This is a genomic window from Flavobacterium sp. AK-345, from assembly GCF_058310175.1.
In genome coordinates this window covers 225,632-243,114 of sequence record NZ_JBZEER010000002.1, presented here as the reverse complement: position 1 = coordinate 243,114, position 17,483 = coordinate 225,632, and the positions used below count along the sequence as shown (strand labels likewise).

The window sequence follows — 17,483 nt, the reverse complement described above, 5'->3', positions numbered from 1 at the left end:
AAGCATTATTATTTTAGGCGCAACAGGAAATTATCACGATTTAAACCAGACGTGTGATAGTGCCAATTTAACGTCACGACTTCATTAATAATTTTCTTTAAAGTGTTAAAATCACTTGGCTTTTTGATATAAATATTGGCTCCTTCAATAAAAGTATCTTCTATGTCCTCTTCAGACGATGAGGTAGAATAAATGGCAATAATTATATTTTTAAGATGTTCGGTTTTTTTAATTTCGATCAAACATTCTTTTCCTGTTTTTTTAGGCATGTTCAAATCCAGAAATAAAATATCAGGCAATTTTACATCCGGTTGCATTAAATGTTCCATTAATTGAAGACCATCATGAACAAAGGTTACTTTGGTTTGCACTCTTACTTCTTCAAAGGCATCTTTAAAGAAAAGGCGGTCGTCTTCATCGTCATCAGCGAGTAAAATGTGTAATGCGTTTTTTTGCATCGAATTAGTGGGTTTATTGGTTGTGTATTTTATTTTAAATTCTCTCTTCTTTTTTTAATAATTCTCTGAAAAGCCGAAGGAGTTATTCCTGTTGTGTTTTTAAACTGGGTACTTAAATGAGCAACACTCGAATAATTAAGTAAAAAAGCAATTTCGGTTAAACTCATTTCATTGACTAGCATCAATTGTTTGGCTCTTTCTATCTTTTGCAAAATAATAAAATTTTCGATAGAAGAATAAGTTACTTCCGAAAATACATTAGATAAATAACCGTAACTATGATTTAATTTCTCTGCCAAAAATACAGAACTTTTAAAATTATTATTGTCATCCATGTAAACAAGCTCAATAATAGCATCTTTAATTTTTTGAACTAAAACACTCTTTTGGTTTTCAACAACTTCAAAACCAAATGGGCTTAAATCATTTTTTAAAGTTTCCAGCGCTTCAACACTCAGATTTTCATCTAGTTCAATTTCGCCAAAACCTAATGTGGTAAAATTCATGTTTTGTTCTTCTAATTTTTGCTTTAAAAATAGAGAACAAATTGTGTTGATGTCAAACTTTATAAATAGTTTCATAGGATCGAAATAGGGTTAAAGATAGTTAATTTTTTTGGACTTTTTATTGAGTTTACAGATTTAAGTGAAATTTATTTGTCAATTCGTTCACTGAGCTAATCAAAAAAATACCGTCTAAGTTTAAAAAATTAGACGGTATCTTGATTGGGTCAAAAAGGATTACAAATCCGATAACATTTGATGAAATTCTTCTTTAGTTTTACCTAATTTTTGCTGAAGTTTTCCGTACATTTCGTCTTCTTTACCTTCTGCATACATCAAATCATCATCTGTCAGATCGGCGTATTTTTGTTTTAATTTCCCTTTTAACTCATTCCAGTTTCCTTTTATCTCTGTAGTATTCATGATAGTTTTATTTAGTAATTTATAGTATTGTAAAATTGCAAATTAATCCGGAGCGATGTGTTATATCCATTTTTAGGATTGTTGCATAATTCACATTTTTAAGCTTTAAACCTGATAACGACGTAAAATCCACGCCATTTTTTCGTGTTGTTGTAATAAACCTGTAATAAAATCAGCAGATCCTATATCATTATTGTCATTCTCAAAAACCGGAATATAGTCTCTAAATTCAGTAACCAATTGTTCGTGGTTTTCTAAAAGTTCTTCCAGCATGTTTTTTTGCGAAGCGTATTCTTTAGGAGATTCTTTTAAGGTAGAGTTTTCAATAAATTCCTTCATCGTTCCAATAGTCTTTTCTCCAAGTTGACTAATGCGTTCTGCAACCTCATCAATGTTGTTTTCTAAAACGCGGTATTGGTCCTCAAATAATTTATGCAATTCCATAAAACTGTTTCCTGAAATATTCCAGTGAAATTTTCTGGTTTTTACATATAAGGTCATTTCGTTAGATAAAATCGTGGCTAATATACTTGTACTTTTCTTTAAACTTTTTGGCGTAATTCCAATATTTGGGCTCATAATCCTTTTATTTTAGGTTTAGGCCAAAATTAAAAAACACACTAAGTTTTTTATTTACATAATTTATTAAAGATGTTACATGAATTCAATGTTAGCATAACATAATAACAAATCTATTATTGTAGTTTTGCCGCCAACTAAATTTTAAACCAAATTCTAAATGAAAAAAACACTACTTATTTTATTTCTTTTTACATGCACTTTAACCGTTAATGCCCAATCCTACATCGGGTATTTTCAGGACAACTACGCCGGAGTTCAAAGCGTTCTTTTCAATCCGGCTTCTATAGCCGATTCTCGTTTTAAAACAGATATTAACTTGTTTTCTATAAGCGGGTCTGTGCAAAATGATTTATACGGAGTTAAACTTTCTGATGTTTATAAAGACGGATATGATTTTGACACTCAGTCTAAAGTATCACCATCAAATGCAAACAATGCGGTGATTAATTTTGATATTATGGGACCATCGTTCATGTTCAACATTGCTCCAAAACATACTATCGCGGTTTTTACAAGAGCAAGATCTGTAAGCAATTTGAGAAACATTAACGGAAATCTTGTTGATCAGGTTAAAGAAGGTCTGGATAAAGCAAGCGATTTTAATTTTAATGCCGGAAACGCCAATGGATCTTCCAATTCATGGGGAGAATTGGGTATTTCATACGCAGCAGTTTTATATCAAAAAGACCAACATTTTTTAAAAGGAGGTATTACGGCAAAATACCTTCAGGGTGGAACAAACGGATATATTCAGGGAAATAATATCAATCTTTCCTATGTTGAAAATACTACAAATCCTGAGAAAGGAACCTTAAATTCTCAAGGGCAGCTTACTATTGGTACAAGCCAGGATTGGGAAACCAACAAGGATTATGAGTTTGATGCTAATTCAAGAGGTTTTGGTTTTGATTTCGGACTTGTGTACGAATGGAGACCGGATTATGATAAATATGATCTAAGTAAAGCAAAACCTGCTGATAATAATTTCAGAGATTTAAATAAATACAAAGTACGTTTTGGATTGTCTGTAACAGATATTGGATCTATCAATTACAAAGATGCTAAACAGGATACTTACAACGTAAATGGCTCTATCACTCAGGAAATGATTGATAATGCAGATGATTTTTACGACTTTTTGAATGAACATTATACAAAAGTTTCAACTTCAAAAGGATTAAAAACAAATTTACCAACAGCGCTTCATCCTGATGTAGACTGGAATATTCACAATAAGTTTTACCTGAATCTTAACGGAGATATTAATATGGTATCTTCAGGTAAACTAAACGGAAATGGTATTGCAAACAGAGTGAGTTTATCACCTCGTTACGAAAGCAGATGGTTTAGTTTTTATTTACCAGTTACCTGGATGGAATACAGCGGAACACAAGTTGGTTCAGGATTACGTGTTGGAACTTTCTTCGTAGGTTCGGGATCGATTCTTAGTAATTTAGTTTCGAAAGAATCTAAAGCAGCTGATTTTTACCTTGGATTGAAAATTCCGGTTTACGAAAAGAAATTTAAAGACACTGATGAAGACGGTGTAATAGACAAAGAGGATTCTTGTAGAAAAGTAGCAGGTCCGGCAGAAAATAATGGCTGCCCATGGCCAGATACCGATGCAGATGGTGTTTTTGATAAAGACGATGCTTGTGCAGCTGTTGCAGGTCCAAAAGAAAACAAAGGTTGTCCTTGGAAAGATACAGATGGAGATACTCTATTAGACAATGTTGATGCTTGCCCAGCAGTTGCCGGTCCGGTAGAAAACAAAGGATGTCCTTGGCCGGATACAGATGGAGACAGCGTTTTAGATAAAGACGATGCTTGTCCGGATGTTGCAGGTTTAGTTGAAAATAAAGGTTGTCCGGATCTTGATGCTGATAAAGACGGTGTTTCTGACAAAGAAGATGATTGTCCTTTAATTGCAGGTCCTGCAGAAAATAAAGGTTGTCCTAAAGTAACCAAAGCGACATTAGAACAATTAAAAGTAGAAGCAAAATCTATCTTCTTCGTAACTGGAAAAGCGACTTTAAATGACGCTAAAAAAGGTGTAACTTCTGGAAGATTAGACGCTATAAAAGAGATATTGAAAAATTATCCAAATGCTAAATTTGCCATTAACGGTCATACAGATAATGTTGGAAATGCAAAAGCAAACCAAAAATTATCTGAAGCCAGAGCAAAAGCAGTAATGGATCTTTTAATTGAAAAAGGTGTAAACCCTGCAAATCTAACTTCTCAGGGATTTGGATCTACAAAACCGGTTAAATCAAATAAAACCGCTTCTGGAAGAGCAGAAAACAGAAGAACAGAAATTGTTTACTTAGGTAATTTGTAAACCAAACTGAATATAATACCAAAAAGCCATTCTTAATTGAGTGGCTTTTTTTATTTTTGCATACTTTCTAAAAAGAGCCATTTCTTTGAAATTAGAAGAACTAAAAAAACAAGAATGACAACACAACAACTACACGAACAAATTCTTCAAAAAAAATCATTTTTATGCGTTGGATTAGATCCTGATTTAACCAAAATTCCACCTCATTTATTAGAAACCGAAGATCCTATTTTCGAGTTCAATAAAGCAATAATTGATGCCACGCACGATTTGGCTGTGGGATACAAACCAAATACAGCTTTTTTTGAAGCCTATGGAATAAAAGGATGGATTTCATTACAAAAAACAATCAATTACATCAACGAGAATTTTCCTGAAATGTTTACCATTGCCGATGCAAAACGTGGTGATATCGGAAACACTTCAAGTATGTATGCAAAAGCTTTTTTTGAAGATTTAAATTTTGATAGTGTAACCGTTGCGCCCTATATGGGAAAAGATTCGGTTGAACCTTTTCTGGCATTCGAAAACAAACATACTATAATGTTAGCCTTAACTTCAAACGAAGGAGCTTTCGATTTTCAGACTTTAAATGTAAACGGTAAAGAATTATATAAACAGGTTTTAGAAACCTCTAAAACTTGGAAAAACAGTCAGAACTTAATGTACGTTGTAGGCGCTACAAAAGCAGAATATTTTGCAGAGATAAGAAAAATTGTTCCCGATAGCTTTTTATTAGTTCCCGGAATCGGCGCGCAGGGCGGAAGTTTATCTGAAGTTTGCAAATACGGAATGAACGACAAAGTTGGCTTATTGGTGAATTCTGCAAGAGCAATTATCTACGCCTCAAAAGGAACTGACTTTGCAGAAAAGGCAAGGGAAGAAGCGCTTTCAGTTCAAAAAGAAATGGAAGAGATAATTAATTTCAAGTTTCAGGTTTAAAGTTTCATTGCTTTACTTTGTGTAACTCTGTGGTAAAAAACATGCACAATCCAATAACTTGAAACCTGAAACAAAACAAACATGAAACAACTCAAAGATCAAATAGGCACTTTACATTCTTTTGAAAGTTCTCCAAAACGAATCATTTCGTTAGTACCATCTCAAACCGAGTTGTTGTTTGATTTAGGTTTAGAAGAAAGAATCATCGGAATAACTAAGTTTTGTGTACATCCATATCATTTTAAATCAACCAAAAAAGTGGTTGGCGGAACCAAAAAGATTCATTTTGAAAAAATAAAACTCTTGCAGCCCGATATTATCATCTGTAATAAAGAAGAAAATACACAGGAAATTGTCGAGCAATTAAGTGCGATTTGCCCGGTTTGGGTAACGAATATTATTTCTGTAGAAGATAATTTTCAGATGATTTCTGACTTCGGGCAGATTTTTAATTGCAGAACCGAAGCGCAAAAGTGGAACGACAAACTGGCTTTTGCTTTAAGCGATTTCAAAAAATACATTCAGGATATTCCGGTGCAAAAAGCCGCTTATTTTATTTGGAAAGATCCTTATATGGTTGCCGGAAATGACACCTACATCAATGAATTATTAAAACTGAATCATTTTCAGAATATATACGAAGACAAAGGACGTTATCCTGAAATAGAACTCAAAAAAATGAGATTGGAAGGCGATCCTGATTTGGTTTTTCTTTCCTCAGAGCCTTACCCTTTTAAAGAAGAAGATGCTTTTGAAATAGGACGTTTTACGCATCACGCAAAAACTATTTTCGTTGACGGTGAAATGTTTTCCTGGCATGGCAGCCGATTGTTAAAAGCGTTTCCGTATTTTAAAATACTTCACGAAAGATTGAAAAACTAAATTTCAATTTTTAAATTCCAAATTCCAAGTTGCCAAACTTTGAACATAATTTTACCGCAAAGTTCGCAAAGCTTTTTTACTATAAAGCTTTTATAAAAGAAAAAGTTCGCAAAGCTATGTGTTGATTTAGCTTTGCGAACTTTGCCTACTTATATTATGAAATAAACCTTTGCGAATCTTTGCGAAAAATCTTTGCGAACTTTGCGGTAAAATTATGTTCAAAGTAAAATATCCCGTTTTTATTTAAAAATTAATTAAACGAACTTCTAAACTCTAAAGGCGATACATTGGTTTTGCTTTTAAACAATTTATTAAATGATTGCGGATATTCAAAACCCAATTGAAAAGCCGTTTCGCTCACACTTAACGAAGTTGTTGTTAGTAATTCTTTTGCCTTTTCGATAATTTTATTGTGAATATGATGCTGTGTACTTTGTCCTGTTAAGGAACGCAGCATATCACTTAAATAATTTGGAGAAACATTCAGTTCATCTGAAAGATAAGCCACTGTAGGCAATCCGAATTTTTGAACTTTATCTCCTTCAAAATAATCAGATAACAAAGTTTCTAGTTTGCTTAAAAGAGTGTTATTGACATTTTTTCGGGTAATAAATTGTCTGTTATAGAAACGGTTACAATAATTAAGCAGCAGTTCGATATGAGAAACCATTACGTCCTGACTAAAAGCATCGATGGAAGAACAATATTCCTGTTCAATATTTTTCATGATACCGGTAATCATAATTTGTTCTTTGTCAGAAAGATGTAAAGCTTCGCTAACGGCATATGAAAAATAACCATAATCTTTTATGTTTTTGGACAAAGCATAATTTTGAATAAAATCAGGATGTATTACTAGCATTGCACCATAAACTGCCGTATCAACGCTAACTTCTGTAGAAATTACTTGTCCTGGTGACATAAAAGTCATTACACCTTCATCAAAGTCATAGGTATTTTGTCCGTATTTCATTTTTCCAGTAAAACCTTTTTTGATGCAAACGGTATAAAAAGAATAAACAACACTTTTTAGATTGTCATCAAAATGGCAGGTTATTTTACTTAAATCGACAAAACTGACTAAAGGATGTTCCGGTTTTGGAATTTTGAGTAAAGAATGTAATTCTGAGATGGATTGAATTGTATAAGGAATATGAACTTCTTTTTTCATAGCGAAATATTTAAAACTAATATATTAAAACATATAAAAGAGGAAAAGCTACCGTAAAGATAACTTTTCCTGAGTGATTTATTTAAGCAAATTATTGATCAATTCCAGCCATATTAGCAGCATCATATCTGGCACCGGTTTGTGTACCAAGTGGAATAATCGATTCTAATCGATTCATTGCGTCTGCAGAAAGAACCATTTGCGCAGCGGCGATATTTTGCTCAACATATTTTACTCTTTTCGTTCCCGGAATGGCTAAAATATTTTTTGATGCAATCCATGAAAGTGCCAATTGAGAAGCGGTGATTTGTTTTTCGTTTGCCATTTTCTGAATTTCATTTACCAATTCTATGTTTTTATAAAATTGTTCTCCCTGAAAACGCGGAATTGCTTTTCTGAAATCAGTATCATCAAAATCATCCGGACTTTTTATATCTCCCGAAATAAAACCTCTTCCGAGTGGAGAATAGGCAACAAAACCAATTTCTAATTCGTTTAGGGTATCTAAAATACCAGCTTCTTCAGCGCTTCTTTCAAATAAAGAATATTCTGTTTGTACTGCAGTCAAAGGATGAATTTTGTGTGCTTTGCGTATCGTTTCAGATGAAACTTCAGATAATCCGATATAACCCACTTTTCCTTCTTTTACCAAATCAGCCATTGCCTGCACAGTTTCTTCAATTGGGGTATTTGGGTCAAGTCTATGTAAATAATACAAATCAATATAATCCGTTCCCAGGTTTTTTAGAGAACGTTCTACCGCTTTTTTTACATATTCTTTCTTGCCGTTAAACTGCCACGTAAGTTGTTCGTTATCATCAATTTCATAGCCAAATTTTGTAGCTATAACATAAGCATCACGATTGCCTTTTATAGCTTTTGCTACTAATCTTTCATTCAATAACGGACCATATAAATCGGCTGTGTCCAGAAAATTTCCACCTAACTCAAGTGATCTGTGAATTGTTGTAATAGCTTCTTTTTCATCGGCTTTGCCATAAATATCCATTCCTGCAATTTGGGTCATTCCCATACATCCCAAACCAATATTAGGAACAACAAGCCCTTGATTTCCTAATTTAAATTTTTGTATTGTGCTCATAATTTGCTAGATTTTTGTGTTTTAATTTAATAACACAAAGATCCATCAACTATAAAGTTGTAAAGTAGCCAAATCCCTTGTAGTTGTATCCAAAATGAGGAAAGAGTTTTTAGTTTATTATTTTGAGCTTAGTTTTACCACAGAGATCCACAAAGTTTTTTCACAGAGATTCGCAAAGTTCTTTATTTATTTTATAAAAAGCCAAAGTTCACAAAGCTTTGTGTTGATTTAGCTTTGAGAACTTTGCCTACTTATTATAATATTAAGTAAACCTTTGCGAAAGATCTTTGTGTGCTTTGCGGTAAAAATTACGTTCAAAGTATAATTGAACAATTTACAATATAAATTCGTGGCTAAAAAAAACCTTTGTGGATCTCTGTGGTAAAACTTTGTGGATCTCTGTGGTAAAATTATGTTCAAACCAACCTGAAACCTGAAACTAAAAACAAAACTTATATAAATAAAGAATGCCGGCATCTCGAAGACGCCGGCATCATTTAACTAACCAAAACCAAAATAATAAATAACCAGTTTATTACATTACAAAGATCAGACATATATGAATGTTCTGCTGTTAAGGTTTTGTTATTACTTTGTTGGACATAAGTTAAGATTTTTTATGATCTCTGTTTTGAGGATTCTGTAGCTATAAATAATTTTTGGTTATTAAAATATAGCAACAATCAATTTTTACTTATATTTTTCGTAAGATTAGTTTGTATATTTGATAAAATATTAAATGTCAGCAACATGGAAACAAACAAAAAATTAACAACTGCAACAGGAACCCCTGTTCCGGACAATCAAAACATTCATACTGCTGGTCCTCGCGGACCTGTTTTATTACAAGATTTTTGGTTTTTAGAAAAAATGGCGCATTTTGATCGTGAAGTAATTCCGGAACGCAGAATGCATGCAAAAGGTTCAGGTGCTTATGGAACTTTTACTGTAACTCACGACATTACAAAATATACAAGAGCCGACATATTTTCGGAAATTGGAAAAAAAACAGATATGTTTGTTCGGTTTTCAACTGTTGCAGGAGAAAGAGGCGCTGCTGATGCTGAAAGAGATATTCGCGGTTTTGCAATGAAATTTTATACAAATGAAGGAAATTGGGATTTGGTAGGAAATAATACTCCGGTTTTCTTTTTTCGTGATCCGATGAAATTTCCAGACTTAAATCATGCCGTAAAACGTGATCCAAGAACCAACTTAAGAAGTGCTGATAACAATTGGGATTTTTGGACATTATTGCCCGAAGCGCTACATCAGATTACAATTGTAATGAGCGACAGAGGAATCCCAAGATCGTATCGTGAAATGCACGGATTTGGAAGCCATACATTTAGCTTTTTAAATGCTCAAAATGAAAGACATTACGTAAAATTCCATTTTGTGTCACAACAAGGAATTGAAAATTTATCTGATGAAGAAGCTGCCTTGTTAGTAGGCGGCGACAGAGAAAGTCACCAAAGAGATTTATACGATGCTATCGAAGAAGGAAATTTTCCGAAATGGAAAATGTTTGTTCAAATAATGAGCGAAGAGCAAGCCGCTACTTATCGTTTTCATCCTTTTGATTTGACAAAAGTTTGGCTAAAAGGAGATTTTCCGCTTATCCCTGTTGGAGAATTCGAACTTAATAAAAATCCCGAAAATTATTTTGCAGAAGTAGAGCAAGCTGCTTTTAATCCCGCACATATTGTTCCGGGAATAAGTTTCTCTCCGGATAAAATGCTTCAGGCACGTTTGTTTTCATACGGAGATGCCCACCGTTATCGTTTGGGTGTAAATAATTATCAAATTCCGGTAAACTCTTCAAGATGCCCATATAATAGTTTTCACAGAGACGGAGCTATGCGCGTAGATGGTAATTTTGGAAGCCGCAAACATTATGAACCAAACAGTTTTAGCGAATGGCAGGAACAGCCAGAATTTAAAGAGCCGCCATTAGCACTCCATGGTGATGCCTATGCACATAATTTTAGAGAAGATGATGCAGATTATTTTACTCAACCGGGTTTATTATTCCGTTTACTGACAGACGAGAAGAAACAATTATTATTCAAAAATACTGCAGCGCAAGTAGGAGGAGCACAATTATTTATTCAGATTCGTCACATCAGAAATTGTTATAAAGCAGATCCGGCTTATGGAGAAGGTGTTGCAACCGCATTAGGATTAACAATGGAGCAGGTAAATAGTTTTGCCGATCCAAGAGTTTAGGAAAAAGGTTCAAAGGTTCAAAGTTCAGAGGCTCAGAGTCAAAGGTTCAAAGTTTTTTTACTTTATCTCAAAGTACCCGACATGTCTAAAAAGTTCCGGAGGAACGATTTATATTGTAGCCGGGGATTTTAATCCCTAAAAAGGAGGATGATTACATTATGTGATTTCTCCTTTCGTCGAAAGACAAAAAAAGATATGATATTATATACAATGAAACCCGACAGATTTTAAGACCTGTCGGGTTTTATATTTTAAAAGGTACAAAGGTACAGAGTGTTAAAGGCTCAGAGTTTTGATGTTGACAAAGCATTGCGAACGTTACTCAACATTATTTTTAAGTTCAAAGAATTAAAGAAAGCTTAGCGAACTTAGCGTAAATCTTTGCGCTCTTTGCGGTAAAAAAAACTTAGAAACTTAGTATCTCAGAACCTTAGTTCCTAAGAAAAAACAACAGTCTTATTACTATAAACCATTGTTTTACGTTCTGCATGTAGTTTTATGGCTCTTGCCAAAACAATACGCTCCAAATCACGTCCTTTCATGATAAAATCATCAACAGAATGTATATGAGAAACCCTCGCAATATCCTGCTCAATAATTGGGCCTTCGTCTAATTCTGCCGTAACATAATGACTTGTTGCACCAATAATTTTTACACCACGCTTAAAAGCGGAATGATAAGGTTTTGCTCCTGGAAATGCAGGTAAAAACGAATGATGGATATTAATAATTTTATTCTCGTAAAGTGCGATCAAATTTGGCGTTATAATTTGCATATAACGTGCCAGTACAATAAAATTAATCTGATATCTTTTCAGCAGTTCTATTTGTTTGGCTTCGCCTTCTTCTTTATTATCTTTTGTAAAAGGAACACAATGAAACGGAATATCAAAACGCTCTGCTATCGATCGTAAATCATTATGATTGCTTATAATTAACGGAATTTCGATATTCAATTCTCCTGCGCTGTAACGGCCCAAAATATCAAAAAGGCAGTGATCATACTTAGAAACAAACAAAGCCATTTTTGGTTTTTGTTCCTGATTGTACAAATCCCATGACATGTTAAAATCTGTTGCAATAGTTTGATTAAAATCTTCTTTTAAGCCTTCAATAGTAATGTGGTGATTTGTCAATTCACACTCTAATCGCATAAAAAATACATTTTGTTCTACATCAACATGCTGGTCAATGTAGGTAATATTTCCTTCTACTTTTGCAATAAAAGTAGTCACTGCGGCAATAATACCTTTTTGGTCTTTGCAATGAATCAGAATGGTAATTTTTTGCATTGTTTTTTGGTTGGTTAATCGGTTAGCTGTTTATTTGTTTAATCGTTTGAATGTCTTATCGATAGTTTCGATTAAACAATAAAACGATTAAACAGTTAAACATAAAAAATTATTTCCCGTCCTGCATAGCAAACACGCTTTTTAATAAAGGCGTTGTTCTTGCACTAATGTTGTTACGGATATCTTTTTCTTCAACAGCAATCATTTTAAAAACACCGGACAAAGCCTGAGTTGTAGTATAATCTGTTAAATCAGGATTTACTTTTTTTACCAATGGAATGGTGTTGTACTTATTGATGATTTTTGTCCAGACTACATCGGCACCCACTTTTTCAAAAGAACTTTTAATTACCGGATTAAATTTTCCGTATAAAGCTGTTGTTGTACTTCCTTGCAAATAAGTTGTTGCAGCACTGTCATTTCCAAGTAAAATATTTTTAGCATCTGTAAAAGACATATTTTTTACAGCTGATACAAATATTGGTGTTGCTTCTTTCACAGCATCTTCGGCTGCACGATTTAGCATTTTAACACCTTCATCTGCCAATGAACTAAGACCAACTTTACGTAAAGTTGCATCTACTTTTTGTAATTCGGCAGGCATTAAAATTTTTACAGCTTCGTTTTTATAAAAACCATCAACTGCGGTTAATTTACTTACTTGTTGAGTAATTCCTTTATTTAAAGCTTCTTTTAATCCAGAAGCAATATCAACACTTCCGCTGGGAAATTGTGATGCCAATTGTGGCAATTGGTTTAAGGTCTGTTGTACTTGCGCACAAGAAGCAAGAGAAAATGTAACAATAGTCAATAATAAAATCTTTTTCATTAGATGGGGGTTATTTTAAGTTTCAAAAATACTACTTATTCAAAAACAAAGCCACAATTTTATTTCGGGAGCAGAAAGATTTTGTTTGTTTTTTTTAAGGTTCTAAAATTCTGAGATACTAAGGTTCTGAGTTTTTACTATTCAGGTTGTTTGAATGATAAATTCTACGCATTATCTTAGCATCTTAGAACCTTAGTCCCGAAACTTCGGGATAGCAACTTTCTTTACGGCCAATACATTCTATGACAATTATTATAATACTCTTTGCTCGAAATATATTTAGAATGCAAATCTATTATCGGGCGATTATTGGAATCGAATAATTTTATTCTTATTATTTGTTCCTTACTGTCATCTTTCATATCAATATTACCCTCGGCATCGTCTAATATTTTCTTTTTCCTGAGATATTCCTCTTTTTTCTCTACAATAAATTGGACTATTGCTTCATTTTGAGATTCTCTTTCGCCGGCTAGTTTTCCATTGCTGTCAAAAGTTGCCATTTTTTGTAAATAGTTATTCTCATAAATAAACAATTGATAAGCAATTCCGCCATGTAATATTTGTAGTTTATGATTAAGTACACGAAAGCGAAGTATCTGTTTTTTTGGATTTGTGTATTCGATAGAACCATTTCCCTGTGCATCAATATGGTTATATAAAACTTTGTTTGGTTTTGAAAATTGCAAAATTCGATCTGTAAAACCATGATATTTGGCATCAGACTGTGCGAACAATAAAGTGTTTTGAAAAAGGAATAAACAGAAAAGGCAAAATAATCTCAATTGTAATAATTTTAGGGGTTATAAAAGGATTTATTTCTGTAATAAATTAATCTCTTCTTCGGTTTTTTCAATATAAACAGACAATTCATTGTATTTCCATTTTCCTCTTTTAGTGGCAACTACAAATAAAGTTCCTGTTCCTTTAGATCCTTTTATGGGAATTTGTATGTCACAGTTTCCGGTATTATTGCTTACATTAATACTGCCCGAAACCATTCCGTCTGATTCAATTTTATTCCCTAATTTTTCAATCACTAATTTATTATTTTGTGCTTCTGTCATTGCACCTTTGTAAGCGTCGGAATCCTTCATTATGGAGGTTACTCCAAAGAAAATCCCTGCTATAAACAAGCCAAAAAGCACTAAAATACTTAAACATCCTGTTGGTACAAACCATTTCCAGTTTCGGGTAAACCAGTCTTTTTTAATATGTTCGCTATTTGAATCTTCCATAGAATCTTTAATTTTTTTTGCTGGGTAATAAAAAATAAATGTATGGAAATTTATTAGATTTAACGGGTCATTTTTCTCCTCAATATTTTACAAAAAGAAAAATCCCATTACTTAATTAAAGTAATGGGATTTACTAGTAGGATTTTGTGTTATATTGAATTAAAATTAAAATTTATACGTATTGTAAGCAATATAAATTAGGGTTATAAACAGGATTTATTTGTTTTAAATCGGCTAAAATGTTGTGAGTATAAACTCTACCGCCAATCGCTAAATAAAATAAAGATTTGGAAACATAAAAGGGTCTTAAGGGCAACGTACGCCAGGCGTTTTTTAAATTTTTCAGGAAATGTCTTAAACTGTACTTGAATACTTTTTCTTCCGGACGAACAAAATAGATTGTAGAACTTTTAGTTTTGGTCATCAAGTTTGGAAACATTACAAATCTTCCGCCTTGTTGAAGTAACATATTTATTTCAAAAAGTGATAATCCTTCGATATTTTCTGTTTTCATGATAATTAATTTTAGTGGTATTATTATGATGCAAATTTCCGTCGATTTTTAGATTTAATTATCCCCTAAGAGGTTTGAAATTAATAAGTTAGGCTATTTTTTATTCTGAAGGATTTATTTGTAGTAAATAGATTACAGAGTATTATTAATGAATAAAAATAAGATATGAAGTGCAAAAAAATAGTTTCTAGTAAGCCTTAAAACTTTTTTATATTGAAAATTAAATAAAAATTGCAATTAACGATTATTGAAGGCTATTTCTTTTAAGGCTTCGGGATTGCTAATTGCCTTAGTAACTTCTTGTTTTCTCATTGAATCAAAATATCCAGTTCCTGTAATTAACAGAAGTTTTTTTGGAATGATTGGTTTTTGGTCAAAAATGGTAGCATAAAGCAAAATTGATTGTAAAAAACCACCATCGTTTAAAAGATGCAGCGTATGTTTTCCATAGCGCAGATTGTCTTTGTTGTCAACCAGATATTTATAACCGTTTCTACCAGCGTAGGCGTCTTTAACGGCATCACCAACTCTTAATAATCCTGCGTTTTTTATAAAGCCCATAACTGAAATGGCATTTTTACGCATCCTATCATGATCTTCCAGATAATCAGAATCAGTATAAGAGACAGGCGGAATTCCCTGATAAATATATACGGCCACATCTGGACTGTTTTTATGTATTTTTTCGACAATCATTTTTACATTCACCTTATAATTTTCAATGTCAGATAAGGCTATGTCAGTTGCCTCCTGAACAACTACATAATCGTAATAATTGCCATCTTTATCTTTATTAGAAAATTTTTGATTAGCTTCTGTTTTGTTTGTAGTATAAACTTTTTGTAATGAAACGCCAACTGTAATTAATTGGTCAACATTCATTCGTTGATTATTGGCTCTGCAAAATTCTTCAAACATTATTGGAGCGCTTACAAAATATTCTGTTTGGCTGTTTCCTATAAACAATATACGTTGAGGCGCTTTTGTTTCTGGGGGTTTAGGATGTGGAATGTTTTTTTCAGAGGTTGTTTTAGATGAAGTATATTTATTGCAGGAAATAAAAAAAACAGCTGCAATGCTGAAAATTAATATGTGTTTTTTCATTTTTAAACCAATTAAAAGTACTTTCAAATATTTTGTAGAAAATACGTGCAAAGGTCTTTTTTATGGGTAGGATCAATTAGCTATAAAAGTTTTAAAGTTTGTGTTTTAAGACAATCTTTTATTCGATAAATAATTAAAAATAAAAACAACAAAAATAGCTTCTTGTTACTCTTCCAAAAAATCAATTTCTAAAAGGTGTAACAAAAAGCTATCTTTAGTTAAAACTTAAGTCTGTGCTGACTAATAAATATTATTTAATGCCAACGGCTTCTTCAGTATGCAAAATTTTGTCCAATTCATTATCTCTTTCATAAACATCCTGATAGAAACCAACTTCACCATTTTCATTTACCAATGAAGTAAAATAACTAATGTAGATTGGCACTTTTTTAGATAATTTAAAGCTGTTTTCTTTTTGGCCATCCATAGCTTTATCAATTTTAGCGGGAGTCCATTCCGGGTAATCGGCAAGCATTGCAACCGCTAATTCTTTTGCTTTTTGTACATTTATACAACCATGGCTGAAAGTTCTTTTTTCAAAATCAAATAAAGTTTTAGATGGTGTATCGTGCATATAAATATCATCCGGGTTTGGAAACATGAATTTTACCAATCCTAAAGAGTTGTCCGGACCTGGTTTTTGTCTTACCTGACCATTTACTATTTCCATATTTTTTTCAGCCAGATAATTTTTATCTTCAGCCATTTTACTTTTTAATTCATTGTTCACAATACTTTGCGGAATCGTCCAATATGGGCTAAAAACAATTCTGTCAATTTCACCATTAAAAATGGTTGTTTTAGTTAATGGCGCACCAACAAATACATTCGAGGTCAATTGTATCTTTCCATTTTTAACATAAATTAATTCGTACGAAGGAATATTTACTAAAACATACTCATCGCTGCTGGCAATTTGAGCCGAAATAGCGCGACATCTTTCCATGTTAAGTTTTAGCGTTTCCATTTTATCAGAAAGCGGCACATTCATTTCTTTAATATGTTCTTCTGCTAAAATATAGTTGGGTTTAAACCCGTTGCGAACTTTATATTTCATTACGGCATCCATCAGTTCACGATCGTAAATATTACTTTTAGAATCATTTTTTAAATCTCCTAATAAATACAAACGAGTTCTGACTTGTGCTATAGTGCTGGAAACAGCATCGGGACGCAAATCTTTATAAGGCACTTCTTCCGGAACAATAAGTTTCCATTTATTTGATCGGTCTAATTTTTTATATTTTTTAAGAACGTCTTGTAATTTGTAATATTGATCATATTCTACCTTAACATTTTCTGTTGTTGAAGCAGTTGCCTGTTCGATAGTACTATAGTTAAGGAAATCTTTTAGCGTATCATTGTAGGATATTTTTTTCTTAGAATCTGAATTATTTTTTTGAGTATAAATAACATATAAAGAACTTAAGAGCATATCAGCATCTATTTTAGATAGTTTTGTTTCAGATGAAGAAAAAAGCTCGTCAATTTCTTTTTGATATGGGATATTCAAATCATTTGTTTTTTTTGCTTTTTCGTATAATACAGAACCAAATTCATTGATCTGATCTTCATCAAACCAAATTGTTCCCAAGGCTCTTTTTTTGTACAAAGACATGATATCAGATTTATATTTTTTTAAATCCGAATATCTTTTAAAGAATTCTTTTGAAAGCTTCTCCAGATTATCAGTATCTGAATTGTAAACAGCTGCAATTTTTGTGGTGTTTTTAGAAGAATTAATGTCTTTTTCTGCTCTGTTAAAAGAAGATAGAAAAAAACTTGCAGCTATAATTAGTGATAGTGGATATAATGTTTTCATTGTGTTTAAAATTTTTACGTTAATTACTTGACGGTAAAAGTTTTGGGTAAA

17 protein-coding genes are annotated in these 17,483 nt (G+C 32.5%); 4 read left to right on the top strand and 13 right to left on the bottom strand.

Translation table 11 applies throughout. The annotated features are described in order from the left end of the window. Positions 1-8: 8 nt before the first annotated feature. The 4 genes from AC4FQ3_RS05370 to AC4FQ3_RS05355 all read right to left on the bottom strand — a co-directional run bounded on the left by AC4FQ3_RS05370 (position 9) and on the right by AC4FQ3_RS05355 (position 1,963). Positions 9-458 carry a response regulator gene (locus tag AC4FQ3_RS05370; RefSeq protein WP_042566325.1) on the bottom strand — a complete coding sequence of 150 codons (450 nt, stop codon included), beginning with the start codon at positions 456-458 and terminating at the stop codon, positions 9-11. 29 nt (positions 459-487) lie between these two features. Continuing rightward, on the bottom strand, positions 488-1,039 hold the full coding sequence (locus AC4FQ3_RS05365) for a helix-turn-helix domain-containing protein (protein ID WP_042566324.1): 552 nt from the start codon (positions 1,037-1,039) through the stop codon (positions 488-490). A 159-nt stretch (positions 1,040-1,198) separates the two neighbouring features. Beyond that, positions 1,199-1,384 (bottom strand): CsbD family protein, encoded by a 186-nt coding sequence (locus tag AC4FQ3_RS05360; protein WP_042566323.1) that lies wholly within the window; start codon positions 1,382-1,384, stop codon positions 1,199-1,201. Between the two features lie 105 nt (positions 1,385-1,489). After that, positions 1,490-1,963 carry a Dps family protein gene (locus AC4FQ3_RS05355; RefSeq protein WP_042566322.1) on the bottom strand — a complete coding sequence of 158 codons (474 nt, stop codon included), beginning with the start codon at positions 1,961-1,963 and terminating at the stop codon, positions 1,490-1,492. A 160-nt stretch (positions 1,964-2,123) separates the two neighbouring features. Here AC4FQ3_RS05355 and AC4FQ3_RS05350 point away from each other — a divergent pair, with 160 nt between their 5' ends. The 3 genes from AC4FQ3_RS05350 (at position 2,124) to AC4FQ3_RS05340 (ending at position 6,131) form a co-directional block, all read left to right on the top strand. Continuing rightward, the gene (locus AC4FQ3_RS05350) at positions 2,124-4,307 is read left to right on the top strand and encodes a DUF5723 family protein (protein WP_491181141.1); all 2,184 of its coding nucleotides are present in this window, start codon (positions 2,124-2,126) and stop codon (positions 4,305-4,307) included. 114 nt (positions 4,308-4,421) lie between these two features. Then, complete coding sequence (gene pyrF / locus AC4FQ3_RS05345) at positions 4,422-5,249, top strand: orotidine-5'-phosphate decarboxylase (protein ID WP_491181140.1); 828 nt, start codon at positions 4,422-4,424, stop codon at positions 5,247-5,249. Positions 5,250-5,330: 81 nt separating this feature from the next. Next, positions 5,331-6,131: an ABC transporter substrate-binding protein gene (locus AC4FQ3_RS05340; protein ID WP_491181139.1), complete on the top strand. Its 801-nt coding sequence runs from the start codon at positions 5,331-5,333 to the stop codon at positions 6,129-6,131. A 250-nt stretch (positions 6,132-6,381) separates the two neighbouring features. On the opposite strand, the gene AC4FQ3_RS05335 is transcribed toward AC4FQ3_RS05340, so the two are convergent. Both AC4FQ3_RS05335 and AC4FQ3_RS05330 read right to left on the bottom strand, forming a co-directional pair. Continuing rightward, complete coding sequence (locus AC4FQ3_RS05335) at positions 6,382-7,302, bottom strand: helix-turn-helix domain-containing protein (RefSeq protein ID WP_491181138.1); 921 nt, start codon at positions 7,300-7,302, stop codon at positions 6,382-6,384. Between the two features lie 91 nt (positions 7,303-7,393). After that, on the bottom strand, positions 7,394-8,404 hold the full coding sequence (locus AC4FQ3_RS05330; RefSeq protein ID WP_491181137.1) for an aldo/keto reductase: 1,011 nt from the start codon (positions 8,402-8,404) through the stop codon (positions 7,394-7,396). Between the two features lie 750 nt (positions 8,405-9,154). On the opposite strand from AC4FQ3_RS05330, the gene AC4FQ3_RS05325 reads away from it, so the two are divergent. Further along, positions 9,155-10,633, top strand: coding sequence for a catalase (locus AC4FQ3_RS05325; protein ID WP_491181136.1), 1,479 nt, complete (start codon positions 9,155-9,157; stop codon positions 10,631-10,633). A 437-nt stretch (positions 10,634-11,070) separates the two neighbouring features. Here the strand turns inward: AC4FQ3_RS05325 and purU are convergent, their stop codons facing one another. The 7 genes from purU to AC4FQ3_RS05290 all read right to left on the bottom strand — a co-directional run bounded on the left by purU (position 11,071) and on the right by AC4FQ3_RS05290 (position 17,432). Further along, entirely contained in the window at positions 11,071-11,925 is an 855-nt protein-coding gene (gene purU / locus AC4FQ3_RS05320; protein ID WP_491181135.1) for a formyltetrahydrofolate deformylase, read from the bottom strand. Positions 11,926-12,034: 109 nt separating this feature from the next. Next, positions 12,035-12,754 (bottom strand): DUF4197 domain-containing protein, encoded by a 720-nt coding sequence (locus AC4FQ3_RS05315; RefSeq protein WP_302095271.1) that lies wholly within the window; start codon positions 12,752-12,754, stop codon positions 12,035-12,037. A 224-nt stretch (positions 12,755-12,978) separates the two neighbouring features. Next, entirely contained in the window at positions 12,979-13,491 is a 513-nt protein-coding gene (locus AC4FQ3_RS05310; protein WP_491181134.1) for a hypothetical protein, read from the bottom strand. Positions 13,492-13,569: 78 nt separating this feature from the next. Beyond that, entirely contained in the window at positions 13,570-13,992 is a 423-nt protein-coding gene (locus tag AC4FQ3_RS05305; RefSeq protein ID WP_463461724.1) for a cytochrome c oxidase assembly factor Coa1 family protein, read from the bottom strand. A gap of 172 nt (positions 13,993-14,164) precedes the next feature. After that, positions 14,165-14,506 carry a hypothetical protein gene (locus AC4FQ3_RS05300; protein ID WP_491181133.1) on the bottom strand — a complete coding sequence of 114 codons (342 nt, stop codon included), beginning with the start codon at positions 14,504-14,506 and terminating at the stop codon, positions 14,165-14,167. Positions 14,507-14,743: 237 nt separating this feature from the next. Then, positions 14,744-15,610, bottom strand: a complete 867-nt coding sequence (locus tag AC4FQ3_RS05295; protein WP_491181132.1) for an SGNH/GDSL hydrolase family protein — start codon at positions 15,608-15,610, stop codon at positions 14,744-14,746. A gap of 250 nt (positions 15,611-15,860) precedes the next feature. Beyond that, positions 15,861-17,432 carry a L,D-transpeptidase family protein gene (locus AC4FQ3_RS05290; RefSeq protein ID WP_491181131.1) on the bottom strand — a complete coding sequence of 524 codons (1,572 nt, stop codon included), beginning with the start codon at positions 17,430-17,432 and terminating at the stop codon, positions 15,861-15,863. Positions 17,433-17,483: the final 51 nt, after the last annotated feature.